Origin of the sequence: Frateuria edaphi (genome assembly GCF_021117405.1) — a bacterium.
Classification (GTDB): domain Bacteria; phylum Pseudomonadota; class Gammaproteobacteria; order Xanthomonadales; family Rhodanobacteraceae; genus Frateuria_A; species Frateuria_A edaphi.
In genome coordinates, this window is record NZ_CP088251.1 from 2,468,176 (window position 1) to 2,494,123 (window position 25,948).

The 25,948-nt window shown below is 66.6% G+C and carries 16 protein-coding genes and 1 pseudogene; 8 read left to right on the forward strand and 9 right to left on the reverse strand.

Annotated elements, in window-relative coordinates; all coding sequences use genetic code 11:
• The first annotated feature begins 4 nt into the window (after window positions 1–4).
• Window positions 5–1,858 (forward strand): family 43 glycosylhydrolase, encoded by a 1,854-nt coding sequence (locus LQ772_RS11550; protein WP_231320973.1) that lies wholly within the window; start codon window positions 5–7, stop codon window positions 1,856–1,858.
• Between the two features lie 84 nt (window positions 1,859–1,942).
• Here the strand turns inward: LQ772_RS11550 and LQ772_RS11555 are convergent, their stop codons facing one another.
• The 3 genes from LQ772_RS11555 to LQ772_RS11565 form a co-directional block, all read right to left on the reverse strand.
• Window positions 1,943–3,400, reverse strand: a complete 1,458-nt coding sequence (locus tag LQ772_RS11555) for a glucoamylase family protein (protein ID WP_231320975.1) — start codon at window positions 3,398–3,400, stop codon at window positions 1,943–1,945.
• A 76-nt stretch (window positions 3,401–3,476) separates the two neighbouring features.
• Window positions 3,477–4,994 (reverse strand): tryptophan halogenase family protein, encoded by a 1,518-nt coding sequence (locus LQ772_RS11560; protein WP_231320977.1) that lies wholly within the window; start codon window positions 4,992–4,994, stop codon window positions 3,477–3,479.
• Between the two features lie 63 nt (window positions 4,995–5,057).
• Window positions 5,058–8,096 (reverse strand): TonB-dependent receptor, encoded by a 3,039-nt coding sequence (locus LQ772_RS11565; protein ID WP_231320979.1) that lies wholly within the window; start codon window positions 8,094–8,096, stop codon window positions 5,058–5,060.
• Between the two features lie 390 nt (window positions 8,097–8,486).
• On the opposite strand from LQ772_RS11565, the gene LQ772_RS11570 reads away from it, so the two are divergent.
• From LQ772_RS11570 to LQ772_RS11585, 4 genes are all read left to right on the forward strand, one after another.
• Window positions 8,487–9,458 carry a TolB family protein gene (locus LQ772_RS11570; RefSeq protein WP_231320981.1) on the forward strand — a complete coding sequence of 324 codons (972 nt, stop codon included), beginning with the start codon at window positions 8,487–8,489 and terminating at the stop codon, window positions 9,456–9,458.
• Between the two features lie 419 nt (window positions 9,459–9,877).
• Window positions 9,878–11,716: a peptide-N4-asparagine amidase gene (locus LQ772_RS11575; RefSeq protein WP_231320982.1), complete on the forward strand. Its 1,839-nt coding sequence runs from the start codon at window positions 9,878–9,880 to the stop codon at window positions 11,714–11,716.
• Between the two features lie 292 nt (window positions 11,717–12,008).
• Window positions 12,009–13,145 carry a hypothetical protein gene (locus tag LQ772_RS11580; protein WP_231320983.1) on the forward strand — a complete coding sequence of 379 codons (1,137 nt, stop codon included), beginning with the start codon at window positions 12,009–12,011 and terminating at the stop codon, window positions 13,143–13,145.
• 176 nt (window positions 13,146–13,321) lie between these two features.
• Entirely contained in the window at window positions 13,322–15,202 is a 1,881-nt protein-coding gene (locus LQ772_RS11585; RefSeq protein ID WP_231320984.1) for a peptide-N4-asparagine amidase, read from the forward strand.
• Between the two features lie 156 nt (window positions 15,203–15,358).
• On the opposite strand, the gene LQ772_RS11590 is transcribed toward LQ772_RS11585, so the two are convergent.
• Both LQ772_RS11590 and LQ772_RS11595 read right to left on the reverse strand, forming a co-directional pair.
• Window positions 15,359–17,440 (reverse strand): alkaline phosphatase D family protein, encoded by a 2,082-nt coding sequence (locus LQ772_RS11590; RefSeq protein ID WP_231320985.1) that lies wholly within the window; start codon window positions 17,438–17,440, stop codon window positions 15,359–15,361.
• A 213-nt stretch (window positions 17,441–17,653) separates the two neighbouring features.
• Entirely contained in the window at window positions 17,654–18,841 is a 1,188-nt protein-coding gene (locus LQ772_RS11595) for a serine hydrolase domain-containing protein (protein ID WP_231320986.1), read from the reverse strand.
• A 252-nt stretch (window positions 18,842–19,093) separates the two neighbouring features.
• Here LQ772_RS11595 and LQ772_RS11600 point away from each other — a divergent pair, with 252 nt between their 5' ends.
• Window positions 19,094–20,428: a TolB family protein gene (locus LQ772_RS11600; protein ID WP_231320987.1), complete on the forward strand. Its 1,335-nt coding sequence runs from the start codon at window positions 19,094–19,096 to the stop codon at window positions 20,426–20,428.
• An 88-nt stretch (window positions 20,429–20,516) separates the two neighbouring features.
• On the opposite strand, the gene LQ772_RS11605 is transcribed toward LQ772_RS11600, so the two are convergent.
• Window positions 20,517–21,593: a GGDEF domain-containing protein gene (locus LQ772_RS11605; protein WP_231320988.1), complete on the reverse strand. Its 1,077-nt coding sequence runs from the start codon at window positions 21,591–21,593 to the stop codon at window positions 20,517–20,519.
• A 442-nt stretch (window positions 21,594–22,035) separates the two neighbouring features.
• Between LQ772_RS11605 and LQ772_RS11610 the strand changes: the two genes are divergently transcribed.
• Window positions 22,036–22,857, forward strand: a complete 822-nt coding sequence (locus LQ772_RS11610; protein ID WP_231320989.1) for a class I SAM-dependent methyltransferase — start codon at window positions 22,036–22,038, stop codon at window positions 22,855–22,857.
• Window positions 22,858–23,067: 210 nt separating this feature from the next.
• Entirely contained in the window at window positions 23,068–23,415 is a 348-nt protein-coding gene (locus LQ772_RS11615) for a zinc ribbon domain-containing protein YjdM (RefSeq protein WP_231320991.1), read from the forward strand.
• A 314-nt stretch (window positions 23,416–23,729) separates the two neighbouring features.
• Here LQ772_RS11615 and LQ772_RS17415 read toward each other — a convergent pair.
• The 3 genes and pseudogenes from LQ772_RS17415 to LQ772_RS11630 form a co-directional block, all read right to left on the reverse strand.
• Window positions 23,730–23,819, reverse strand: a pseudogene (locus LQ772_RS17415) (DUF1456 family protein); the annotation flags it as partial.
• 98 nt (window positions 23,820–23,917) lie between these two features.
• Window positions 23,918–24,559, reverse strand: a complete 642-nt coding sequence (locus LQ772_RS11625; RefSeq protein WP_231320995.1) for an HD domain-containing protein — start codon at window positions 24,557–24,559, stop codon at window positions 23,918–23,920.
• A 209-nt stretch (window positions 24,560–24,768) separates the two neighbouring features.
• Window positions 24,769–25,743 carry a GlxA family transcriptional regulator gene (locus LQ772_RS11630; RefSeq protein WP_231320997.1) on the reverse strand — a complete coding sequence of 325 codons (975 nt, stop codon included), beginning with the start codon at window positions 25,741–25,743 and terminating at the stop codon, window positions 24,769–24,771.
• Window positions 25,744–25,948 lie beyond the last annotated feature (205 nt).

Genomic DNA, 25,948 nt, shown 5'->3' on the forward strand with positions numbered 1-25,948 from the left:
TGCCATGCCACACGCCTGCCCTTCCCGTTCCTGTCTCACGCTCGCCCTGCTGGTCACCGCGGGCATCGCCGCAACGGGTGCCCGCGCCGCCGTGAACCCGCATGGTCGCACCTGGGCCAACCCGGTCGACGTCGACTACCGCTACAACTACGAGCAGATGAACCAGGGCATCTCCTACCGTACCGGCGCCGATCCGGCGGTGGTGCGCTACGGCGACGCCTACTATCTGTTCCTGACCCTGGCCGATGGCTACTGGCGCTCCACCGACCTGGTGCACTGGGATTTCGTCAAGCCGGACCGCTGGCCGTTCGACGGCCCGGTGGCGCCGGCCACGCTGGTCGCCGATGGCAAGCTGTTCCTGATGCAGTCGGCGATGCAGCCGGTGCCGCTGCTGTATTCGACCGATCCCGCGCATGGCCACTGGAATTTCTGGACGCGCCTGTTGCCGCCGGTCCCGGGCGCCGTGTGGGCGGGCCACGAGAGCGAGATGAAGCCGGGCGACCTGCCGCCCGGCCCGTGGGACCCGGGCCTGTTTCGCGACGAGGACGGCAAGACCTATCTGTACTGGGATTCCTCGAACGTCTTCCCGCTCTACGGCGCGCAGATCGACCTGGCGCTGGACCACGGAAAGGAAGGCGAAGGCAAGCGCGTCACCTTCGTCGGCAAACCCGAGGCCCTGCTGCGCCTGCATCCGGACCAGCACGGCTGGGAGCGTTTCGGGCAGGACCACACCGACGAGAGCATCGACCCCTACGTCGAGGGCGCCTGGATGAACCGCCACGGCGACACCTACTACCTGCAGTACGGCGCGCCCGGCACCGAGTTCAACGTCTACGCCACCGGCGTCTACACCAGCGACAAGCCGCTCGGTCCGTTCCACTACGCACCGTACAACCCCATCGGCTACAAGCCCGGCGGATTCGTGGTCGGCGCCGGCCACGGTTCCACCTTCGAGGACACCTACGGCAACACCTGGAACACCGGCACGATGTGGGTAGCGGTGAACTGGCGCTTCGAGCGGCGTGTCGACTTGTTTCCCGCCGGCTACCACGACGACGGCCAGATGTGGGTCGACACCCGTTTCGGCGATTTCCCGCAGCGCATGCCCGACCACAAGCTCAAGCCCGGCGAAAGCACGTTCACCGGTTGGATGCTGCTCTCCTGGCGCAAGCCCGCCACCGCCTCGTCGCAGTTGCCCGATCACGGGCCGGCGGAGGTCACCGACGAGAACCCGCGCACCTATTGGGTCGCCGCGCAAGACAATCCGGGCCAGACGCTGACCATCGATCTCGGTACCACGCGCAGCGTGCGCGCCGTGCAGGTGAACTTCACCGACTACAAGGCCGGCCGCTACGGCGACGCGCCGGACATCGTCACGCAGTTCAAGCTCGAAGGCTCCACCGACGGCAAGCACTGGACCGTGCTTGCCGATCTCTCGCACGAGCAGCGCGACCGGCCCAACGCCTACCTGGAGTTCGACCGGCCCGCGCACGTCCGCTACGTGCGCTACGTGCACGGGCACGTCGGCGCGAAGCACCTGGCGATCTCCGATCTGCGCGTATTCGGCAACGCGGACGGCGCGCCGCCGTCACCGCCGGAGCTCGTGTCCGCCAAACGCGATACGGACGCCCGCGACGCCGAGATCGCGTGGAAGCCGGTACCGGGCGCGGTGGGCTACAACGTGCGCTGGGGACTGTCCGCCGACCGGCTGCACGAGACCTACCAGCGCTTCGCCGACCAGCCCACGCACCTGCAACTGCGCTCGCTCAACAAGGGCGTGCGTTACGTGGTGGCCGTGGAGGCGTTCGACGAGCATGGGGTGTCGAAACTGTCGCGGGTGGCGACGCTCGAACCCTGATCGATGGTTGCCTTTGCAGGCGCGGGGGCCCCTCGGGTGGCCGCGCTGCGCAACTTGCGTCTAGACCACACGTATGGCGGTAGGTCAGGGTTCGGGTGCGGCCAGCCAGCCGCCGGTGAAACCGGCCTTCTCCAGGCCCTTGCGGATGTACGGGTTTCGCCGCATCACCTTCCAGACGAAGTCGCTGCGCCAGTTCTCGATCATCAGCACGATCGGGCCCTGGTCGATGCCCAGTTGCACGCTGTCGACCCAGCCCAGCCCCGGCACCAGCCGGCCTGTGCGCAATTCGGTGTCGGTATGGAAGCTCGGGTTGAAGGCGTCGACGAAACCGTAGCGGTCGTAGATGGATTTGCCGTAGCGCTGCTTCATCGTCGCCAGCGCGGGAACCACGATCTCCGGCGCGAAGGCAATCGAGCCGCCCGCGGCGGTGGGGGCGATGGTGCCGTCGTCGGAGATGTAATCGAGCCCGGCACCGCGCGCCGTGTAGCCCTCGAACGTGAGCGTCTTGTCGCCCTGCTCGACGACGATGCCGCCCGGCCCGTTGCTGGCGGTCAGGCCCCACACGTTCGCGCCGTAGCCGGTCCAGTGGCCCGGATTGGCGATGGCGTAGTTGCGCTGGCTGTAGGTGGCGCGCCGGCTGTTCTGGAAGTAGTCCAGGTCGTGTTCGCGGTTCCAGTCGTCGCGGATGCCGCGGAAGTCCACCCAGACGTGGCTGTACTGGTGGCCGAACAGCGGCGCGAAGTTGAGGAAGGTCTGTCCTTGGAACGCGCCCCAGGTCTGGTCGTTGGTCGAGGTCCAGGCCTTCCATGCCGCCGGTTGCACCGGATGCGTGGGCGAGCCGAGCGCGAGGATGTAGACCAGCATGCCCTCGTTGTAGCCCTTCCAGTCGCTCGGGATGAACTGGCCGCCCGGGGTCCAGCCCATGCTGATCAGCGGCGCACGCGCCTGCATCCAGGGCCAGTCGACGCGGCGGTAGATGGTGTCGGCCAGTGCGCGGATCTCGCGCTCGGCGGGCGTGTCGCGGTCGAAGTAGGACTGCGCGAACAGCACGCCGCCGAGCAGCAGCGTGGTGTCGACGCTGGAGAGTTCCACCCAGCGGCCGAAGCGCTTGCCGGTGCCCATGTCCAGGAAGTGGTAGTAGAAACCGTGGTAACCGGCGGTGTCGTCTTCGCTGCCGTTCTGCGGCGCGTCCTTGAAGAAGCGCAGCGTGGCGAGCGTACGTTCGGCCGCCTGCGCGCGCGTGACGTAGCCGCGCTCGACGCCCACGCCGTAGGCGGTCAGCCCGAAGCCGACCGCGGCGATGCTGGAGAACGACTCGCCCGGGTAGTGATCCGGCACCAGCCCCGTCTTCGGATCGGCGCTGTCCCAGAACCAGTCGAAGGTGCGCCGCTCCAGATCGTCGATGAGCTTCTGCTGCGCAGGCGGCAGCGTGGCGTAGGTCGTCGCGGCGGGCCCGGGTGTCGCAGCGCGGACCGGCGGGGTGGCTGCGAGTGCCGTGGCGAGGAAGGCGGTCGTCAGTGCTAGCGAAAATCGGCAAGGCATGGGAACGGCATCCGTCGAGGGGGGGTGGAAAAAACCGGCCACCGCCGAACGGCGAGGAACGGACGGAAGGTGGGACTCAGGCCGGCACCGGGACGGCGGCGCAGCAGCGCTCGATGAAGGCGGCATGGCTCGGCATTGCCTGCACGCAACTGGCGATCACCCGTCCCACGTTGGCGATATAGCCGTCCACATCGGACTGGGCGACCTGATCGACCAGCGGGTGGTACTGCTCGGGCACGATGCCCTGGCCGATCATTACCTGCACCCAGCTGACCAATGCGAACATCTCCTCGCCCTGGCGGAAGAAGCGGCCGCTGTCGCGGAACAGGCGGATCGTCTCGGCCAGCGACGGCGGGATCGCCATCGTGCGGCAGTCGTTCCAGAACGCGCTGTCGGTGCGCTCGGTGGCGTGGTAGTGCAGGATCAGGAAATCGCGGATGCGCTCGTACTCGAACACCGACTGCGCGTTGTAGCGGTCCATCAACACCGGGTCGAAATCGCTCCACGGGAACAGATTGAGGAACCGGGCGATGCCCGACTGCACCATGTAGATGCTGGTCGATTCCAGCGGCTCCATGAAGCCGCTGGCCAGGCCCAGCGCGACCACGTTCCGGTCCCAGAACTTCCGCCGCATGCCCGCGGTAAAGCGCAGCACACGCGGCTCGCCGAGCGGGCGGCCGTCCAGGTGCTTGAGCAGCGTGGCAGCCGCTTCGTCGTCGCTCAGGTGTGCGCTGGAATAGACGTGGCCGTTGCCAATGCGATGCTGCAGCGGGATGCGCCACTGCCAGCCGGCGGATCGCGCGGTCGCGCGCGTGTAGGGCGTGGGTGGGCCGACCTTCTCGCAGGCCACCGCCACCGCGCGGTCGCACGGCAGCCAGCGACTGAAGTCGTCGTACCCGGCGTGCAGCGTCTGCTCGATCAGCAGGCCGCGGAAGCCGGAGCAGTCGACGAACAGGTCGCCCGCGATGCGCGTCCCGGAGGCCAGCGTCACCGCCTCGACGAAACCGCTGTCCGGCTGCAGCGCCACATCCACGATCTTGCCTTCGATCCGCTGCACGCCGTGGCGTTCGGCGTACTCGCGGAGGAAGCGCGCGTACAGCCCGGCGTCGAACTGGTAGGCGTAGGCAATGTTGGCCAGTGGCGAGGTCGGCGGCACGTCGCTGGCCGACACCATGAACCTGCCCTGCCCGGCCGCCAACGCGTTGAGCGAGTAGGTTCCGAGGTCGGCCGCCTTGCCCTGTCGGCGTGCCTTGAGCCAGTACTGGTGGAACGGCAGCAGTCCCAGGTCGGGGCCGAGGCCGCCGAAGCTGTGGAAGTAACGCTCGCCGATGCGGCCCCAGTCGTCGAACTGGATGCCGAGCTTGAATGTCCCCTGCGTGCGCCGCACGAACTCGGCCTCGTCGATGCCCAGCAGGTTATTGAAGAGTTTCAGGTGCGGCACGGTGGACTCGCCCACGCCGACGATGCCGATCTCGTCCGACTCGATCAGCCGGATCGCAAAACGTCCGCCGAGCACCTTGGCGAAGGCGGCGGCGGCCATCCAGCCTGCCGTGCCACCACCGACGATGACGATGTCGCGAATGGGTCCGCTCATAAAAGGCCCGGATGGGAGCGCGCTCCCGGCACGGCCGTAGCCGTGCCGGGGCGCTGGGCTGCGCTAGAAGTTCAGGCCGACCTCGAACTTGAACGTGCGCGGCACGAAGGTGATGTTGCCCAGGCGGTTGTACTCCACCGTCGCCTGCCCGTTCGCGTAGGTCGGAACGTAGTCGACGAAGTTGTCCCAGTTGAACACGTTCAGCACGTCGAACCGGCCGAACAGCGTCACGCCATGCCCGAGGTCGAAGTTCTTGGTCGCCTGGAAGTCGATGTCGCGGTAGCCCCAGATCTTGCCGCCAAAGATGAAGCGCGAGCCGCCCGGCGTCGCCGCCTGCGGGATGCAGTTGTTCCCGGCCGGGAACACCGCGCCGTCGTAGCAGGCGATGCCGTTGAACGGCAGCGGCGTGGCGAGGGTGAGCTTCGCCGACAGCGTGGTGCCCCACGGTCCGTCGATGTTGCCGGTCGCCACGAAGCGATGCTTGGCCGCGGCGTTGGACGTGATGAACGGGTAGTCGCCGATGGTCGCCTCGTCGAACGAGTAATGCTCGTTGATGTCGCGGTTCTGCTTGGCGTGGGTGAAGGTGTAGGCGAACGTCGCGCCCCAGTGCGATTCCTTCGTGTAGGGCTTCTCGGCCGAGAGCAGCAACTGAGTGGTGCGGGTGGCGATGCCGTTGTTGCCGACGATCAGCGCGCCGAACCCGGGCACGCCATTGCCCCACGGCTGGCTGTTGTTCTGGAAGAACGCGCCGTCCGGGTAGCGGTTGCCGAGCGTGAAGGCGAAGCCGTCGTGGCTGAGGATGCGCGAGACCGTCGCGCTCGTGTTCCAGTCGCCGACCTGGTTGCGCATGCCGAGGCTGAACTGGTCGGAGTACGGCGCCTTCAGGTGGTTGTTCAGCAGGTCGACCTCGGTGCCGGCATTGCTGCTGGGGCCGAGCAGCGCCTGCAAGTTGGCCAAGCCGTTGAGGTAGTTCGGGTCCCAGTCGTAGCAGGGGGTCGAATTGCGGTGACACAGGCCGGTCGCCGGGTCGCGGAAGTAGATCGTGTACTGCGGCAACGCCGATTTGGTCGTCTCGAGCTGCAGGTAGTCGTACAGGTCGCGGTCGTAGGCGCGGCCGGCGCCGCCGAAGATCACGTGCGCCTCGTCGCCGTTGAGGTCGTAGGAGAAGCCCAGGCGCGGCTGCCACTCGCCCTTGTAGGCGGAGCGGTTGCTGCCGGTGCTGATGTAGTCGTTGACGTCGATACCGCCGAGCGCGAGTGACTGCGCGTAAGTCTGGCCCGGCGGCCCGTTCGGGTCCTGGCTGTTGAGCGCGGCCACCACGTTCGCCGGCGTGACGAAGTTGGTGTACGACGGCGTGCGTTCGTAGTCCCAGCGCACGCCCAGGTTCAGCGTGAACTTGTCGGTGATGTCCCAGTCGTCCTGGATGTAGGCGCCGAACTGGTGGCTCTTGGTGGAGACCGACGGCGTGAGGCCCAGTCCCGTCACCGGCTTGGTGAAGAAGGCCTTGTACGGCGTGCCCGCAGTGCCGGCCGTCGTCACGTTGTAATAGAACTGCGGGTTGACGTCGGCCGCGTCGGCCGCGTTCAGCGTGACCATCTTCTTCTTGAAGCCCAGCTTGATCACGTGGTCGCCGTGCCACTGCAGGTCGTTGAAGGTGAAGTCGTCCTGGATGGCCGGACCCTTCTGCCCCTTGTTCTGCGTGGCCAGCGGGCTGGCCGCACCGGTCTGGATGATCACCGGGTCGTCGGTCGGTCGCTCCCAGGTGTAGACCAGGCCGTTGCCGTAGTTGAGCGCAGTCGGCGCGTTGAACGCGTCCTCGTAGGTCAGCAGCAACTCGTTGAAGTACGCCTCGCCGCTGTGCTGCCAGCGCAGCGCGTAGCGCTTGTCATTGTTGCGGGTGCTGAATCCCACCGAGGGAGCGTTCTGGTCGCCGATGCCGCCAAGCTGGTTTTCCTTGCGGATCTGCGCGCTGGCTTCGAAGCGGTCGCGGTCGGTCGGCTCCCAGTCGAGCTTGCCGAAATAGAGGTCTTCCTTGAAGTTCAGTCCGGCCGGGCCGAACAGCCCGGCCACGTCGGCGGGCAGGTAGGCCACGCCCGGCGCGCCGTCGGCGCTGGGCACGACGGTGATCGGCGTATCGAAGCGCTTGGCCTCGTACGTCGCGAAGAAGTGCATCTTGTCCTTGATGATCGGACCGCCGATGGCGAAGCCGTATTCCTTCTCCTCCGACGGCGTCTTGGTGCCGGCGTCGCGCTCGGCCGGCGTGCGCTCGCGGAACGCGTCATTGGTGTAGCGGTAGTAGGTCTCGCCGTGGAACTCGTTGGTGCCGGACTTGGTTTGCGCCGTGACCGCGGCCGAGGATATCTGGTCGTACTCGGCCTTGTAGTTGGAGGTGATGACCTTGTACTCGCCGATCGCCAGCTGCGGGAACGGGTTGCCCTGGCTGCCGAACTGGCCGCTGACGCCGCCTTCCTTGACGTAGCTCTTCTGGCCCACGCCGTCGATGTAGACGTTGACCGAGCTGTTGTTCATCGCGCCGCCGCGCAGCGACGTGTTGCCCTTGGAATCGACGGTGAAGACCATGCCGGGCACGGTGTCGGCGAACTCCAGGAAGTTGCGCGAGATCTGCGGGATGGTCTGGATCTGGCGCAGCGAAATGGTGTTGCCCACTTCCGGCGTCTTGACCTCGGTAAGCGTGGTCGCGGTGACCGACACGCCGCCAAGCGTGGTGGCGGCGGCCGGCGAAGGCGCACCCGCGGCCACTGGCACACCGGCCGCCACCGGCGCTTGCAGGTTCAAGGTCGCGGTGGAGGCGACGGTCAACGTCACCGTCTGCTCGGTGCCCGGGCCGGCATCCACCTGGTAAGTGCCTGGCTGCAGGCCGGGCAGCGCATAGCTGCCGTCCGCGCCGGTACGCGTGCGTCGCACCGAGCCGGTCGCCACGTTGCGGGCGGTGACCTGGGCGTTGGCCGGGCCGGTGCCGCGCAGGGTGGCGTTGGCGGTCTGCGCCCACAGGACGTTCGGGGCGACGGCCAGCGTCGCCACCGAGCCGGTGATCAAACTCGCCAGCAGGCTCTTCTTCATCAATCGCAGTGTCTTTTTCATCGGTTCCTACCTCGGCGGCCGGTTGCGAGGATGGTCATTAACCCGAAGTGATGACGGCGTCGGCAACGGATGCCCGAGGGCGAATGGCGAAGCGGTGAACGGCACGGGTTGGCATCGCGGCATGCCGCGCCACCGGCCGGCCGTCCCTTTCGCACGCCCGGGGTGAAACCTGTCCGGTCGCTGAACCTTCACAACGCCGGCAGCAAGATCTTGCGCACAGGGGCACGCCGGGCAAACACGGACGTTGCGGATTCCAGCTCCCCTCGTCTGTGTTGCCCCAACGAACGGAGCAACAACAAGATGAAATGCCCAGCCATCCTTTCGGCTCTTGTCGCAGTCGCAGCCGCAGCCGCAGCTCCTCTGTGCGCGGCACAGACGGCTTCCACTCCCTTGATCCTTCTTTCCCGCACTTACGTGGCCGGCGACGGCTCGACGTATTCAGGCTTGTATCGGGTAAAACCTTCCGGTGAACAGACCGTGCCGCTGTCGATCGCGGTGCCGGGCGTCACCTTTCGCCCCGGCGACTGGTCTCCCGATGGCGCCAACATGGTTTACGAACGGCTGGTTGCGGACTGGTCGCGCGAGTCGCAACTCTTCGTGACGAGTCGCGAGGGACCAGGGGACAGCCAGATCACCAGCGGCAGCTATCTGCATCAGCAGCCGTCGTGGGGACCCGACGGGCTGATCGCCTATATCTCCGACCGAGGCAGCCACAACCTCTGCCTCTCGCTCGCCCATGCGGACCGTTCGGGCCAGGAAGATCTGTTCTGCCCCGACATCGCCGATCGCCCCAGCGAGCCCATGACGATGTCCACTCCAACGTGGAACCCGAGCGGACGGGGAGTCATTTTCGAAGCCGCCGCCTGGGAGGACAGCATAGACGGGGACTGGATCTCGCACGTCTACCGCGTGAACGTCACCACGAAGGCGGTCGTCCAGCTCACCCAGCAGCGCCTCCCCAGCCAGACGGAGCTGACCGTCGCGCCCGGCGTCAAGCAGGGCATCTACGCCAACAGGTATCGCGTCAGCGCGATGTACCACGTGGATTTCGGAACGGGCACGCTGACGCCGTATGGAAATGGCCGTTCGCCGAAATACTCCCGCGACGGCAGCATGATCGCGTTCGACCAGGGCAATCAGGTTTACGTGATGAATGCCGATGGCAGCAACGCACACCCGGTTATTGCCGATCCTGACCCGAACGCCGGCTACTCGGTCGCCGACTGGTCATGGGACGGCACCCGGCTGCTGGTCAACAAGACCGGCCAGGCGCCGCTCATGCAAATCGTCGACCTGGGGACTGGCTCGACTAGGGACGTCGGCGCGGGCAGCGCCGCCTACTACGGTTGGTATCACAACTGATCCGCCCACCAGCGGCGCGCTGCGGTATGCGCTACCGCGAAGGGACGTGGCTCATCAGGATATCGATTTGCCACGTCCCATCGATCGCAGGAATGGGTGCCCAGAGCCCAGGTGTCACCATCTCCGCGACCCCTCTGATTCGCTCAAGCCCCCTCGCCGGTCCCGGCGCGAACGAGGCGCTGCTGTCGGGATCGATGGCGCGACAGCGCATGCGCTTTTCAGCCTCGCCGTGGTTCGTCCATGGGCGAGCATGTCCAGGACCGACCGGCTGATGTCGGTACAGCCGGTGATAGGGAAGGACTCATTCCGTCCTGTCTCGCCCTTCGTTGATCAACGTCAACTCACGTCGGCTGCCTTGCAGTAATACCTCGCGCGGGAATCCGGGATGCGACCATCCGCTAACGCGGTGGAGGCTCCTCATGCTTATCCCGAACGCTTCCTGGCATCGCACGCTGGCCATCGCGATGCTCTTGGTGGCACCGGCCTTCGGCGCGGGCGCACGCCCGCATGCCTCTCTCGAGGTCGCGCCACAGGTGGCTGCCACCGATCCGGTTCCATCGGTCGATCCGCGCGTACCGCGCGCCGCCGGCACCCCATGCCGGGTCGAGCTGCTGCACAACCGCCCGTGGCCCCAGGAGAACGTCTACATGGTCGTCGACCCGACGATTACCTACGTGCCTCCCGCGGCCTGTCCACCGCCGTGGTCCAAGGTCATCCTCACGCTGGATGTGCAAACCACCCGGCGTTCTATCGTGGAAACGCTCGGCATGGACTTGGCGCACGTGCGGCTGTTCCGCAGCGCGGCACCGCGCTACGAGGGCCTGTCGCGCTGGCATGTCGAACGCGACCTGACGGACTACAGCGCGCTGTTCAGGGCGCCGCACACCGGAAGCATCTGGAGCACGCAGAACCCGGAGGCCATCGACTACGACTGGCCCGATCACCTGCCCATCTACTACGCGACCGCGCGCCTGCTTTTCTATCCGTCTACCTCTGCCACGCCGGCGCCGCGTGTGCCCGATGCCGTCATCGGGGTCAACCGGGGTTCGCCGGTGGCCCTGCCGCACAACATCGTCCGCGCCTACGTGGACGTCGAGAACGGGTTTCTGCCGGGCGACCCGCTCTGGTTTACCTGCTGGAGCAATGATTCCGCGGGCGTGCGGCTCGGCGATGTCTTCGCGCCCGGGACGAATCCCAAGGTGGCGATCAATCCCCCGGACGAAGGATGTGGCGGCGGCAGTTTCCGCGAACTGCAGGTCAGGGTCGACGGCAGGCTCGCGGGAATCGCTCCGGTCTTCCCGTTGGTGATCGCCGATCTGAGCTGGTACCACCCCAACAGCGCCAACCTGCCGCTCCCCACTCTGGAGATGCTGAACTTCAAGCCCTACCGGGTCGATCTTTCGCCGTTCGCGGCGATCCTTAGTGCCGCCGGACCCCACGATGTTTCCACCGGCGCGGCCGGCACGCTGCTGCTCTACCTCGACCGCAATCGCACCCAGGTGACCGGCGCGGTGACGCTCAACACCCTCGCGACCGAAAACGGCGCACCCGTCGACACCAACACCGTCGAGCAGAACGGGGATAGCACGCAAGGTGACATCCGCACGCGCGAGCACCGCGACTTCACGATTCGCGGCTTCGTGAACACGTCGGGCGGGCGCATCGATTCGATCGTCCACCAGACCAACGACTTCTCCAACGTCCAGGCATTCCACCTCGAGGGACCGGACCGGCCGGACCAGTACGACACACCGATCGAAAAGCTCTACGTCCAGCACCTGTGGCTGGCCAGCACGGCAGTACAGACCAGCCGACGCTCCCAGGGCACGCGACTGATCAGTCGGGATCAGGTCACCACCCGTTACCCACTGGAACTGAGCTGGCACATGGCCGCGACGGTCACGCTCAGCGACGCGTTCATCGTCGACTTCCACCGCACCAACATCACCGTGCGGCAGCACCGCGTAGTCGATGGCGACCACTACAAGCCCGGCTTCGGCCACTACACCACGCATGCCGGCGCGCGCTTCTTCTCCACCGTGAAAGGTGGCGACGAACAGACCGACCCGCGCTGGGAGGGCTTCACGACGCGCAGCTACCGGGACAATTTCGGCAGCTGCTATTTCGGGGAACTGGACGCGCGTGGCGGCACGATCATCGGCCGCTCGCTGGGCACCGCTTGCCCCGATGGCCGCAACCGCGTGCGCTGGTTCGCGCATCCGGACGGCTCGCCGGAAAGCCTTGGCTGGTGGCGTTGAGCGAACAAAGGGACGTGGCTTATGAGCCCTCGCTTTTGCCACGTCCGTTTCGTGCACGAGATCTGCCGCGGCGTCAGCCGATCAGCTCAAAGCACCCCGCCGCAGTGGGGCGAATAAATCAGGCGCCGGGCGAATTGGCAGGGCCGCCTCGGATGCGTTCGCATGGGCATGCATTGCCGAAGCGGCCTTATCCGTCCCCCGCATGAAGGCAGCGCGATCTTTCGACTGCGGGGCGGAGCGGATCGCGGATTCGTTCACGCGTCCTTTGGACGCTCGCGATTAATCCGCGCCCATGTCCACCTCCGACGCCACAGTGGCTGCTGCATTGATGGACGCCTTCGCCCGGCGCACCGGGCTCGACGGGGATACGCTCCCGGTGCGCTACCTGTGGACCGACGCGTTCGCAACCTGCAACTTCCTGGGCTTGGCCCAGGCCGGCGGCGGCGCGCGCTACGACGCCCTTGCCCAACGCACGATCACGCAGGTGCACGAGGTGCTTGCGCATTTCCGCGCCGACGACTTCCGCAGCGGCTGGCTGCGCGGGCCGCATGGCTGCGCCGATGACGACCACCCCACCCGCCCCGGGCTGCGCATCGGCAAGCCGCTGCCCGAACGCGCCGCCGGCGAGCCGTTCGACGAGCGGCTGGAGTGGGAGCGTGACGGGCAGTACTTCCACTACCTGACCCGCTGGATGCATGCGCTCGACCGCTGCGTGCGCCTCCGCCACGCGGCGCACTCCAATCGCTGGGCCCGCGAACTGGCCGACACCGCGCACCGCGCTTTCGCCGCGAGCGGCGGGGGCATGTACTGGAAGATGAGCACGGACCTCGCCCGTCCACTGGTCGCCTCGATGGGCCAGCACGACCCGCTCGACGGCCTGCTCACCGCACGAGCGCTGCAGGCCACGGCGCAGGTCCTGGGCGACGCCTCGGGGCCCTCGCTCGACGCGGCGATCGCCGGTTACACCGGCATGCTGCACGGCAGCCAGCTGGCCACCGCCGACCCGCTGGGACTGGGCGGCCTGCTGGTCGACGCGCTGCGTCTGGACCGACTGTCGCAGGCCGGCAACACGGGTGATCGCGCACTGCTCGATCATCTGCTCGCCGCCGCGCTCGCCAGCCTGCCGCATGGCCAGCGCTCGCTCCATGGAGCAGCCAACACACGCCTGGGCTTTCGCGAGCTGGGCCTCGCGATCGGCCTGGCCGCGCTCGAACGACTGATCGCCGCGCCGATGAGTCGCACGAACCAGGCACGCCTGGATGCCTTCCGTTCCTATCTGCCGCTGCGGCGGGCGATCATCGATTACTGGCTTGCCCCGGACCACCGCGCTGCGGCCTCATGGACCGCACACCGAGACATCAACGAAGTCATGCTGGCTACCAGTCTGATGCCGGACGGATGGCTCGGCGACCAGGCACCGTCCGGTTGACGACCCACCTTGGGCCGGGCCCGACCGGCGTGGCTACGTCGGCGCCGGGTCTCATGGCGAGCGCGGCCCATCGCTGCCTTCCTTCCTTTGATCGACATCAAGCCATGCCGCGGGGAGCGGAGTAACACGCTACGCGGGGCCAGGATGGATCGACCGCAACGCGGTGGAGGCTTCGCATGACCTTTCGACACCATTCCCTGCATCGGGCGCTGGTCGCCACGGTGTGCATGTCGGCGCCGGCCCTTGTCATGGCCGCCCAATCACCCGCCGGTCCGGCCATCGCGCCCCAGGTGGCATCGACCAACCCGGTCGCATCGGTCGATCCGCGCGTGCCGCCGGCGGCCGGGCAGCCCTGCGCGGTGGAGCTCATGCGCGATCGCGTGTGGGCGCAAGGCGACCCTAACTACGATCCCAACGCGCCGATCACCTACGTGCCGCCGCCCGCCTGCCCGCCACCGTGGTCGAAAGTGATCCTCAAACTGGACGTGCGCAGCGTCCAGCGCTCATGGGCGCAGACGCTCGGCATGGACCTCGCGCACGTGCGGCTGTTCCGTAGTATCACGCCCCACTACGACGGCGATTCGCGCTGGCATGTCGAGCGCGACCTGACCGACTACAGCGCGCTGTTCCGGGTGCCGCGCACGGGCGTCATCTGGATGACGCAGAACGACGACCTTTCCGACCCGCCGCCGCCCCCGTTCTACGGAACCGCGCGGTTGCTCTTCTATCCGTCCAGCGCGGCCACGCCCGCGCCCCGCGTGCCGGACGCCGTGATCCCGGTCAACCAGGAAACCCCGGTCGACCTGCCGCACAACATCGTGCGGGCCTACCTGGATGTGGAGGCAGATTATTTCAGCGGCGGCGGTGGCCTGCCCGATAACTTCTGGTACACCTGCGTGATCGACTGGCCGAATGATGGAGGCCCGGCCGAGCAGCCCCACCTGACAGACGTACTTGCACCGGGTGGACGCATCCGCATCGCCATCAATCCGCCGCCACAGGGTTGCACCGGCGGCAACTACAGGGAATTCAAGATTGCCGTGGATGGAACCCTGGCGGGCATCGCTCCGGTGTTTCCGCTGCTGGTGGCCGACATGAACAACTACCATCACAACAGCGCCAACCAGCCCATTCCGACGCTGGAGATGCTGAACTTCAAGCCGTACCGGGTGGACCTCACCCCGTTTGCCGCCGTGCTGAGCGCGCCCGGCCGGCACAGTGTCACCGTGGACAACCGGTATCCCTATGACCGCGACCGCTACGCGGGCAGCGCACTGCTGGTGTACCTGGACCCGCAACGCGCCCAGGTGACCGGCGCCGTGACGCTCAACACGCTGGCCACCGAGAGCGGCACACCCCGCTACACCAACACGCTGCAGCGCATCGGCGACACGATCGTCGGCGACATCCACACGCGGCAACAGCGCGACTTCGAGATCCGCGGCTTCGTGAATACATCCCAAGGGCGCATCGACTCGCGCGTGTACCAGACCGGCAGCTTCGCCAGCACACAGGCGATCAGGGTGAAGGGCCCGTACACCGGCGTGTTCACCGCCGACAAGGCCTACCGGCAGGACCTGTCACTGAGCAGCACGGTGCAGCAGACCAGCCGCCGCGCGATCGGCACGCGGGTGATCAGCTGGGACCGCACAAGTGTCAGCTACCCGCTGCAGATGATCTACCGGTTGGCGGCGCATGTGGAGACCGGCGACGGGTGGTTCATCGACTTCACGCGCACCAACGTGAGCATCGCGCAGAGCCGCGTGATCGATGGCGATCACTACAAGCCCGGCTTCGGCCACTACACCACGCACGCGGGCGCCCGCTTCTACTCCGTCCGCAAAGGCGGCGCCGACCAGACCGACCCGCGCTGGGAAAGCTCCACCCTGCGCAACTACCGCGACAGCTTCGGCAGCTGCTACCACGGGGAGGTGGCCGCCCAGGACGATGTCATTGTGCACCTGTCCAAGGGCGACACCTGCCCGGATGGCCGCAATCAGGTGCGCTGGTTCGCGCATCCCGACGGCTCGCCTTACACACTCGGCTGGTGGCGTTGAACACTGATGTTCTGGATGGACAGGCCAGGGGGTGGGAGTTCGTCTCCCACTCTGACCCGCGTTCTTTCGATCGTGCGTCGATGGCGCCGACCGAGCGAAAAAGGATTCAGGGACTCCTTGAGCCTCGCCGCGAAGAGCGCCGACCGGTCACTCCATTCACACCGCGAGGCCCGGGTCCCCTTCCACCACCGTCTGCTGCATCCGCGGCCGCTCGCCGGCTTGCCACAGTGGCACTTCGTGGCGGACGCGGTAGCGCAGCGGTCCGCCGTCGGAACGCGGACTGCGCTCGATCGGGCGCGGGATGCACACGAACTCGGTGACCATCGTGCCAGCGTCGACGCGGACGGTTGCGTAGCCGTGGCCGCCCATGTCGACGAAGGTCAGGTGCGGGGCGAGGTCGGGGTTGCTGACGGCGTGCGCCTTCTTCAGATCCCCGCTCTTGGCGAACTCCAGCGCCGAGCGAACGCCATGGTGCATCAGAAGGTTGACGGTGGGCTGCGTCGGTCCGTCGCCCGGATTGGCGACGTATAACGGGCGCAACGGATCGTCCTTCTTCAGGTTGTGCTCGGAAGCTTCGAGCATGCCCGGGGAAATGAGCGATCCGCCCACGAAGGTGACGCCCGCGGGCTCGAACGCGGCGGGTGGCAAGGCCTTGGCCGCGTAGCCGGCCCAGAAGCTGTGGCGGTCGCCCGAGACGATCGCGAACCCGGTGATGCCCTCATCGCGCACGGTGTCGAAGATCTCGGCGCGCTCGTGGTACGCGCCGCCCCAGTCGCTGGTGGCCATGACGGCGAAGCCCTGCCCGGACCATGGGCCCAACGCCGGCGGGAGATGCTGCGGATCCACGCGCCAGTCGGGCGTGCCCAGCGAATTGCCCCAGATCTTCCAGGTAGCCTGCGCGCCGCGCAGGCGCTCGAGGAACCAGGCCTTCTGCTTCGCCCCCAGCAGGGTCTGCGCGGCCTCATGGGCGCGGTAGTTGGCCACGCTCTTGCCGCGGAAAGAGAGCTTCGCCGGCGGATGGCCGTCGGCGTAGTCGCGGCCCGCGTCGAGCTGCATTGCCAGCTCTTCCGGCACCCAGCCCAGCGCGTCGCCTTCGAACAGCGGAGCGAGCTCCTCGTGCGAACCCGGGTCGCGCGAGCGGAAGCTGTGCTGGTCGGTGAGGATCAGGTCGATGTGCCGGCCCCAGCGCAGGGCGCGATACACGATCAGGCTGTCGATGGCGGCGAGGTTGTTGGCTTCGCGCCCCAGTCCGTCGTCATCGAACGTCGTGACCGGGGTATCGACGACGTGCGGAGCCACGAAAGTGTCCATGCGGGCGCCCGGCGCCGCGACCCGTGCCGGCTGGAATTCGAACCAGGCCTGGTTGGCCGCGACCTTGAGCGTCTGCGCGGGAACCAAGCCGTCTGTGCCGGGAAATTCCTGGATCGACTGCCAGCCCTGCCAGGAGAATTCGTGGTTGTCCCAGACCGCCACGAACGGCCAACGCGCGCGCGCATCCTGCAGATCCGGGTCCTGCAGGTAGCCGTGGTAGAGGGCGCGGTAATCCTCGAGCGAGGCGGGCACCCAGTAACGGTTATCGGCGACCGTCTTGCCGGTCGGGTAGTGGACCGGGAACGTGATGCGGCGGTCGTAGCGATGGCCGTCCTTGACCTGGTCGGGGTATTGCACGACCTCGTAGACGAAATCGCCCAGGTGCAGCACGAAGCCGATCCTGTCCTCGGGCGCGGCACGCTCGTCTTCGAAGATCATGCGTCGATAGGCGTTCAGGGCACCCTCGCAGACGTCCTGGCAACTGACGAAGGCGAAGCGCGCCGTTCGCGGATCGTCGGGGCCGGGCGCCGTCATCGTGCGGCCGATCCGGCTGCCGTTGCCCTCCTCGTCCACGAAGCGGTACCAGTATTCGCGGGCCGACGGGAGATGGCCGACCAGCACCCGGCAGGTCCAGTCGGACGCGGCCGACACCCGCGCCGCCGTGCTCGCGATCACCCTCGTGAAATCCGGATCCTCCGCCACTTCGACCCGCAGCGTGGCGCTCTTGCGCGTGTCCGCATACGGACGCCGCGTCCATAGCAGGACGCTGTTCTCGTCCGGATCGCCCGAAGCGACACCTTGTGGATACATGTCACGACGCTCGCGCCAGCCGCTCGACGACGGGCGCACGGGCGTGCAACCCAACGCCAGGGCCGCGCCCAGCGTGCCGGAGAGCTTCAGGAACTGTCGGCGGTCCATGGTTGGCATGAGGTCCCTCGGCCGCGGCGGTAGCTTGATCGGTGCGTGGGAACGCTAGAGCTGATAACGGGCTGGGGAGTGTGCCGAAAGTACCGGGAGGCGCTCGAGCGCGTCAGTCTGGGCAAAGGGCCCGGATACCACGTCACGGCGGACCGGCGGCGCCTGCAAGGCGACCGCGCGCGGGACGGAGCTCGATTGGCTACGTCCCCTTAGTGGAACCGTTTAGCCGGACTTCCCTGCGTGATCGCCGTACTCCCATCCGTAGGGAACACCGGTGTCGCCGAGTATGAAGTGGACGAGATCGGCAAAGCCGGCTTCGGCGCGGACGTCGTTGGCGAGGATCAGTACGCAGCGCTCGTACGCTTCGATACACACGAGCGTGTTACCGGTCTGGCCGTCATGGCCTCCCTTGAAGAACCCATGGCCCTGCGGGCCGTCGAACACGACCAGGCCCAGGCCCGCGGACAGGTCCTTGCGTTGCTGGTTGGCGGGCAGGTTCGGCTGGACCGTCGGGAACTGCGTCCGCGTACCGATGTGCAGTTGCGGCTTGACCATCTCCGCGCGCGAGGCGCGCGACAGGCCCTTGCCGCTCACCAGCGCCGCGGCGAATTTCGAGAGGTCGTCGATGGTGGTGTCCATGGAGCCTGCGGCACGCACCTTCGAGCGTTCGTCATGCGGCTGCGGCTGGCCCTTGTCGTTCCAGCCGTCGGCAAGGTTGCCTGCGAAGTCGTCGCGCCACATCAGCGAACTGCGCTTCATGCCCAGCGGCTCGAATACGTTCTCGCGCACGAGGTCGCCGACGTCCACGCCGAGGCCCTGTGACTTGCGCCCATTCTCGATCGCGAACTGCAGCAGGATCATCCCTTCGCCCGAATAGCTGTAGCGCGAACCGGGCTCGAAATGGATGCGCAGCTTCTGGTCGGGCTCGAGCCAGTAGAAGTTGAGGAAGCCTGTCGAATGGGTCAACACCATCCGCGGGGTTATTTTCTTCCAGCGGTCGTCGCCGGCAAGATCCTTGTAAGGGCCGTACTTGTCCGGGTAGATCGCCTCGGTGTCGTATGCCGGAAGTGGCTTGTCGAGGTACGCCGCGATCGGCGTGTCCAGATCCATGCGGTGCTGGTCGACCAGCCGCATCACGGTGTACGCAAACACCGACTTGGTGAGCGATGCGCCGTACATGATCGTGTCGCTGCGCAGCGGATCGCCCTTGGCGTTGCGGGAGCCATAGGCCTTGACGTAGGTCACCTTGCCCCGGTCGATCACGGCGATGGCCAGGCCCTTGGCGCCCGTGCGCGAAAGCAGGTCTTCGACACGATGGTCGATGGCGGCGCCTGTGGGGATTTTCCCCGGCTGGCCCGCCATGAGAGGCGCGGCAAACAACAAGAGTGCGAACAAGCAGACGCGCGGCATGATCGGCTCCCAGGAGCATTTGTCGGGATAGCTTATTGGAGCGCGGTCGCACCAGTAGACCGTGTGCGCGTGCTGCGCGTCGACTGCGTATCTTCCTCGCGAGGATCCACCGGCCCCAACAATAGCTGTCACGGCAGCTATACGCGTATTAATGCACGCTGACTGCCAGGGGAGACATCCAGGCACCAAGCCAGTGCCGCAGCGCAACGCTGCGGCAGCGAAGGGGCTTTGCCCCAGATGGAGGAAACGCTTATGCGTGTTTTCTCGCTCGCCACCCTTGCAGCAGCCCTTCTTTGTGGATCATCGGCCGCCGTTGCCGGGCCGGGCACTCTTTCACAGGAAGGAACCCAACCTTCGACCTACGCGGGGGACAGCTCACCGGGCACCATTCTTTTGGTCCGTCCGCTCACCGACCCGGCGAGTCCGAACCGGGTGACCGGCAGCGCGATCTTCAGCGTCCGCGACAACGGTTTCGGTCTGCGCCAGCTCACACCCTTCGCGGACGACGTGTACAACCTCCCCGACGCGTGGTTTCAGCCTTTCGACTCGTTGGAGAGCTGGGTCGGCAATGCGTTCTCCCCTAGCGGGCGCTATAGCCAGTTCCTCAAAGCGCATACTCGCGAAGCCACGGTCAACCACCCGTTCGCGTCCGGCAAATACTTCATTATGAACGCGTGGGGCCAACGCACGCCGCCCCTTTTCCCCGGTGGAAATGATCTGCAACTGCCAAAGGACGGCCCCAGCTACGGCTGGCTCACCTGGGGCCCGGCGGGCACGGACCTGATCGCGTATTCCAACTCGGTAAATGGCACACCGCGGCGCAACGCCTGCGTCCGCCTGATGCACCCTGACGGCCATGGCAAGCGCACGCTGTGGTGTGCGCCGAGCAGTTACCCGAACAAGCAAGCCATCGAGGGACTTCGTTGGTCGGGCAACGGCAGGTTCCTGCTGGCCTATGTGGAAGTGACGGCTCCGGATAATCCCAATCAGACGATCGACACCAGGCTCTTTCGAATCAATCTCAATGTGGGGTCGGCGCAACTTGTCCATAACGACGTGACGTCGCCGCTGCATGGCGCGGCCGCAGATCTGTCGTATGACGGAGACAAGGTCGTGTTCCAGACCAACTCTCCGGGTGCCTGCGCACCGCAGGAACAGGACCAGCACGTCCTGTGCGTCAGGACGTTGAGTACCGGCCAGCTGGTACCGCTGGTCGACCTCGACCGCACGCTTGTGCTCAGTGGCGGGCAACTGCTGCTAACGCCAGATGGTTCCCACGCCGTCGTGAACGGCGGCAGCCGGATATCCAACGCGATTGAGCTTTATGTCATCAAGACCGATGGAACCCAGTTGCGCAGGCTGACCGTGCCCTGCAGGCCGTTGGACCCCAACGGGAACATCGCTGTTTACTGGCATCCCGTACGCCTTTCACCCGACGGTAAGCGGGTGCTGGCCAACTGCTATTCCGAGCAGGGGTCGCCCCGTATCCGTTATCCGACACAGATCTACGTCGTGGATATCAAGACTGCCAGCGCCCGTTACGTGATCGATGGCTATGCCTACGACTGGCACGTGCCAGCCATCTGAGGCGGCGGTCGATGCCGCAGGCGCGCAAGGAAGCGCGCCTGCAGCAACCCTCGCGGAGAAGCGGTCAATTCGCTGCGTCTCCTTTGCTTTATTCGCCGGACGCCGACTCCACCCGATTGCCGCCGTGCTCCTTGGCGCGATAGAGCGCGCGGTCCGCGCGTTGCAGCACGGTATCGAGCGAGTCATCAGGCTGGATCATGGTGATCCCGAACGACGCAGTGACCGCCTGCACCGGCGCCACCGGCAAGCCGGCAATGGCCGAACGCAGGCGCTCGGCGACCTGCGACAGGCCGGACGCATCGATGTCCGGCACGAGCGCCAGGAACTCTTCCCCGCCCCAGCGTGAGATGCATTCGTCTCCGCGCAACAGGTCCTTGCAACCGCTCGCCACCGCCTGCAGCACACGGTCGCCCACCGGATGGCCGTAGGTGTCGTTGATCGCCTTGAAGCGGTCCAGGTCCAGCATGATCACGCCGGCAGGCGTGTCCCTGTCCAACGCTTCCCGCAGCATCCGCTCGCCGAGCAACCGGCTCTGGGCGCCCGTCAACGGATCCCGATGAAGCAGCACTTCCATTCGCTGCCGCTCCGTCGAGAGACGCCGGATCTTGCCGGCCAGTCCACGCTGCACCGGCAGCAACACCACCGCCATGATGCTGACCGGCCCGTACGCCATCAGCAGATCCGTGCCCCGCGCGGACCACATTTCCTCGCGATGGAACAGCAGGTAGACCAGCACCGGCAGCGCGATCGTCGTCCAGCCCAGCGCGGCCAGAAGGAACGCCAGCCGGCCGGGGACGAAGATCATCAGCATGACCAGGAACACCACGAACAGCGACGACACCGGCGGCAGGGTGTCGACCAGCAGCGTCCCGGGCGTCAGGGTGGCCTGCAGCGTGTAGAGCCAGGCCGGCGCCGCCAGCGCCAGGCCTGCCGCCACCAGGGCGACCCGGGCGATGCCGACCATCCATTGGGGACGCCGTGTCAGGGCGATGATCAGGCCGGCGTACAGCGCGCTGATCGCGGGCGGCACGATCAAATCCATCGGCCGATGGACCGGGGACATCCAATGGATCACGGTGGCGCAGGTGCCACCCAGCAGCGCCAACGACAGCATGAACAGCACGGCCATCCGTGCGTAGCGATCGTCGATGTCAGGCGCTTGCATCCGGAAGGTCCGAGAAGTCTGCTGATGAGTGTAGTGGAGGCCGCCTGGGCAGGCGGCGTGTCACCCGTGGCTATCGGCACGGCGCGCGTTCACTCAAGCGAGCCATGGAGCGGGACGCGGCCAAGGACACTACGCCCGCCAGGGGCGGGACTTCACATCGACAGGTTCGGGAGACTCATCAGCGCGTAGTGACGCTCTCTCACGGGCAAAACCCGCGCTTGCGATCCGCGCCACCACCCACCTCCTGGCGATGCCAGTTCCTGTTGTAGCCGCTCACCCGGGAGCCCACCAATGCCGCCTTTCCCCGTGCGTCCGTGTCCATCGCCGTCTCGTGGATGTGATTTCGAGGATGTGTGGGACCCCGGGGGCATCGAAGCGAGGACATCGCGAAATGGCGTCGGGGAGTAGGCTTGGATGACTCCCACCCTCGGAGGTCCACGCCATGATCCGCCGCACCTTCCGGTTGTTTCCGTGGTTGGCCAGCACGCTGCTGGTCGTCCTGTGCGCCCCTGCCGTTGCCGCGGAACCCGCCACGCCCGCGGCCATCTCCCTGCCGCAGGCGGCCGCGGGTAGCTGGCGTTCGGACGCCAACAAGGCGCGCGACACCTACCGCCATCCCGTGCAAACGCTGGAGTTTTTCGGCCTCAAGCCAAACATGACGGTGGTGGAACTGGCGCCGGGCGACGGCTGGTATAGCGAGATCCTCGCGCCCTACCTGGCCGCCCACGGCCATCTGATCGAGGCTACCGCTCCGGGCGCCACTGCGTTTGTCTCCAAGCTCAAGGCGGCGCCAGCGGTGTACGGAAACGTCGGCCCCATCGTCGACTTCGCGCCACCGGGCCAGGTGCGGCTTGGCCCTGACGGGACTGCCGACATGGTGTTGACCTTCCGCAACACGCACGACTGGCTCAACCAGGGGCCGGATGCGCTTGCCGCGGTGTTCAAGGCCGCGTTCGCCGTGCTCAAGCCCGGCGGCGTGTTCGGGGTGGTCGAGCACCGCGCCAGGCCTTTTGCCAACGCACAGCAAAGCTCCCGCACGCTACATCGCATTCCCGAGGACTACCTCATCGCGCTGGCGTTGAAGACCGGCTTCCGCCTCGACGGCGTCTCCGAGATCAACGCCAACCCCGCCGACCCAGAAGACGTCAACGTCCATCGCCTCCCACCCAACCTCGCCGGCCCCGATAGCGAGCACAAGAAAATGCAGGCGATTGGCGAATCGGACCGGATGACGCTGCGCTTCGTCAGAGCGAGCGGTAAGTGAACCTGACCCCGTGAACTAGCCCTGGCCGATACCGCACGCTACGTAGTGGCGTGCTATCGCCACATCGAACCCAATTCCCTCGGGCGAGCGGCTGTCCCCCGGAAAGCCGGGCGCCCGAGGGAATACGACCCTGACTCCTTTTGTTGCCGCAGGCAGCCACTGCAGCCGCACGCTCTAGAATGCGTCCCTCTTCCCGGCAACGGCTTTGCGATGACCACCTTCCCTCCCTGCCCCCAGTGCGGTCTTGACGATACCTATCCGGACGGCGCCCAGCTGGTCTGTCCGCACTGCGCCCACGAATGGGCGGCAGGCGAAGCGGCCGACGCCGGCGCGGGCGAACCTCTCCTCGTACGCGACTGCAACGGCAACGCGCTGGCCCAGGGCGACAGCGTCGTGGTCATCAAGGACCTGAAGGTGCGCGGCAGCTCCATCCCGCTCAAGCAGGGCAGCGTCATCCGCAACATTCGTCTGGTCGCCGACGACCCGGAGCACATCGAAGGCAACTCGGACAAAATCAAAGGACTGGTGCTCAAGACCTGCTTTCTGCGCAAGGCCTGATGGGCAAAGGTGCGGGAGAAATGCCGCGCCGCTTGGTTTCAAAAGGGCCACGCACTCGGCTGGCCTGTCGGCAACAAGGGAAAGTGCACTCTGACCTGAGTTTTTCCTGCCGCCCCAGCGCCCCAAGCACGCGCGTCCGACGAGCCAGAGGCGGCACCGCCTTGCCCGAAGTGCGGCAAGGAGATGCAGCTACGGACCAACCGCCGAACCCACGAAAGATTCTGGGGCTGCACGTCCGACCCGAGCTGCCGCGGCACCCGCCAGCTGACCGAAAGTGCATTGTGACACCGGTTTTCCCAAGCTTTCCGGTGACCCGGGTTTTCCAGGCGCATGGTCTCGACCACCTTGTTGTCGCTGAGGGCGAGCATGTAACGGATGCTGCGCAGGACGTCGTTGTTGATCATCGATCTAGGTCGGGCCCAAGTTTACCGGTGGCGGGAAAAGAGACGTGGCGAATTGCGAAAGCCGGGGCACTCCGTCCCTTTTTGGGGCACAACCTGCGTCAGGTGGGCCAGGCTGAACCCAGGATCATCGAACAGAAGTTCTGGCGGACGTAACCCATGTCCTTCAACGCCAGCACGTCCGCCTTGACATTGCCGAACGTCGTAAGGGGCTTACTCGCGATGCCCCTGGCGAAGTGGTCGATGATGTTCTCCTTGAAGTTCGCCTCACGCGGGTGGTGGGCACAGACGTGGTCGCGCTGCTCCGGGGAAAAGTCCTGGTACGCAATGCCCAGCACATCCATTTCGACGCCGGCCGTGACCAGCGCGATGGTCGGACGCATGTGCTCGGGGATACCGGGCGTCGTGTGCAGTGCGATAGCCGTCCAGACGTCCTCGATGTCTCGCTCGGACATGCCATGGCTCTTCATGAAGTCGCGCGCGACGTTGGCACCGTCCACCTCGAATCGCAGGTCGGGGCTCGCATGGCGCCGAGTCAGGCCCATGTCGTGGAACATGGCGCCGAGATAAAGCAGTTCGTGATCGAACCTCAGATCGCGCCGCGCGCCGGCGAGCGCGCCCCAGAAGAACACCCGGCGGCTGTGGTGGTAGAGAAGGTCGTCCTCGGTATCACGGACGAGCTGGGTGGCCGCGCGCGCGATGGCACTGTCGGGCACGCGAACTCCGGCGATGGTTTCTGACATGGATGGCCTCCTCTGGGGCACGGTGGCGGATACGGATGGCCGCCACGCGTGCATCGGAAAACCGAGCCGGGGGTCCGCGGGCGGTGTGACCATTGTTGGCCGGTGCGCCGCGGGGGCCAAGCAAAAGGGGCCGTCCGATCAGGACAAGTACACGTCGTTTCATGCCAGCCGATGGCCGTACCGCGCGACGCGCGCCCGAAGGTGGCGTCCTAGCCCGTCCCGGTCCGCCGGAAACTCGCGCGGTACTGGGCCGGGGTGACGCCCAGGCGGGAAAGGAAAACGATGCGCATGCGATCGGGGGAGCTGAAGCCGCTGTCGTAGGCCACGGTCTTCAATGGACTGTCGCTTGCCTCGAGGAGCATCCGTGCGGCATCCACGCGCACGCGCTCGATGAACTCGTGCGGCGTCAGGCCGGCCTCCTGCACGAAGTGCCGGGCAAGGTTGCGGGGACTCATGCCCGCGATGGCGGCAAGCGACTCCAACGTGTGGCGGCCAGCCATGTTTGCCATCACGTGATCGCGGATGCGCGCGATCGGCGAAGCCGGATCCGCGGGGGCGACCAGAAAGGGACTGAACTGCGACTGCCCGCCCTGGCGCTGGGCCACGACCACCAACCGCTTGGCGACGCTCAACGCCGTTGAAGCGCCGTGCCGCTCGCCGACCAGCGCCAGCGCCAGATCGATCCCGGCGGTGATGCCGGCCGAGGTCACCAGGCGGCCGTCGCGGATGTAGATCGCATCCGGCTCGACCCGGGCGGCCGGGAACATGGCTGCGAGGGCACGCGCGTTCTGCCAATGGGTCGTGACGCGCCGCGCATCGAGCAGCCCCGCGTGACCGAGCAGGAATGCTCCCGTGCAGATCGACCCGTAGATGCCTGCCCGCTCCGGCATCGCGCGAATCCACTGCGTCACGCGCGGGTCCGGCTCGGCGTCAGGGAGGGCCGGCCCGCCCGCCACCAACGCGATGTCGAAAGTGCCCGGGGCCTCCTCGAACGCCAGGTCGGCGAGCATCCGCATGCCGTTGGATGCACGCAGTGGCTGGCGGTCGGCGGCCACGAGCAACACCTCGTACCGGTCGTTGGCCGGGAGGTAGGCGTTGGCCTCGGCGAACACGTCCACCGGGCCGGCGACGTCGAGCGCCTGCACGCCCTCGTGGATGACGATCGCGACCGTTTGCGCAGGCAAGGGGCTCACCTTTTCAAATTGCAGCCTCAGCCTACTACGGGCTCGCGATGGGCTCTTGCCGGGAAAGGTGCCGACTGACCGCCCGGGGGGCGCATGGAAGAAAGCAAAGGGGTCGGGTTCGTTTTCGCCGACGTGTGGACGCGCTGATGCGACCCACCTGGATCCGTGTGTTCCGACATACGTGCGAGATCCTCCCGGCCATCCT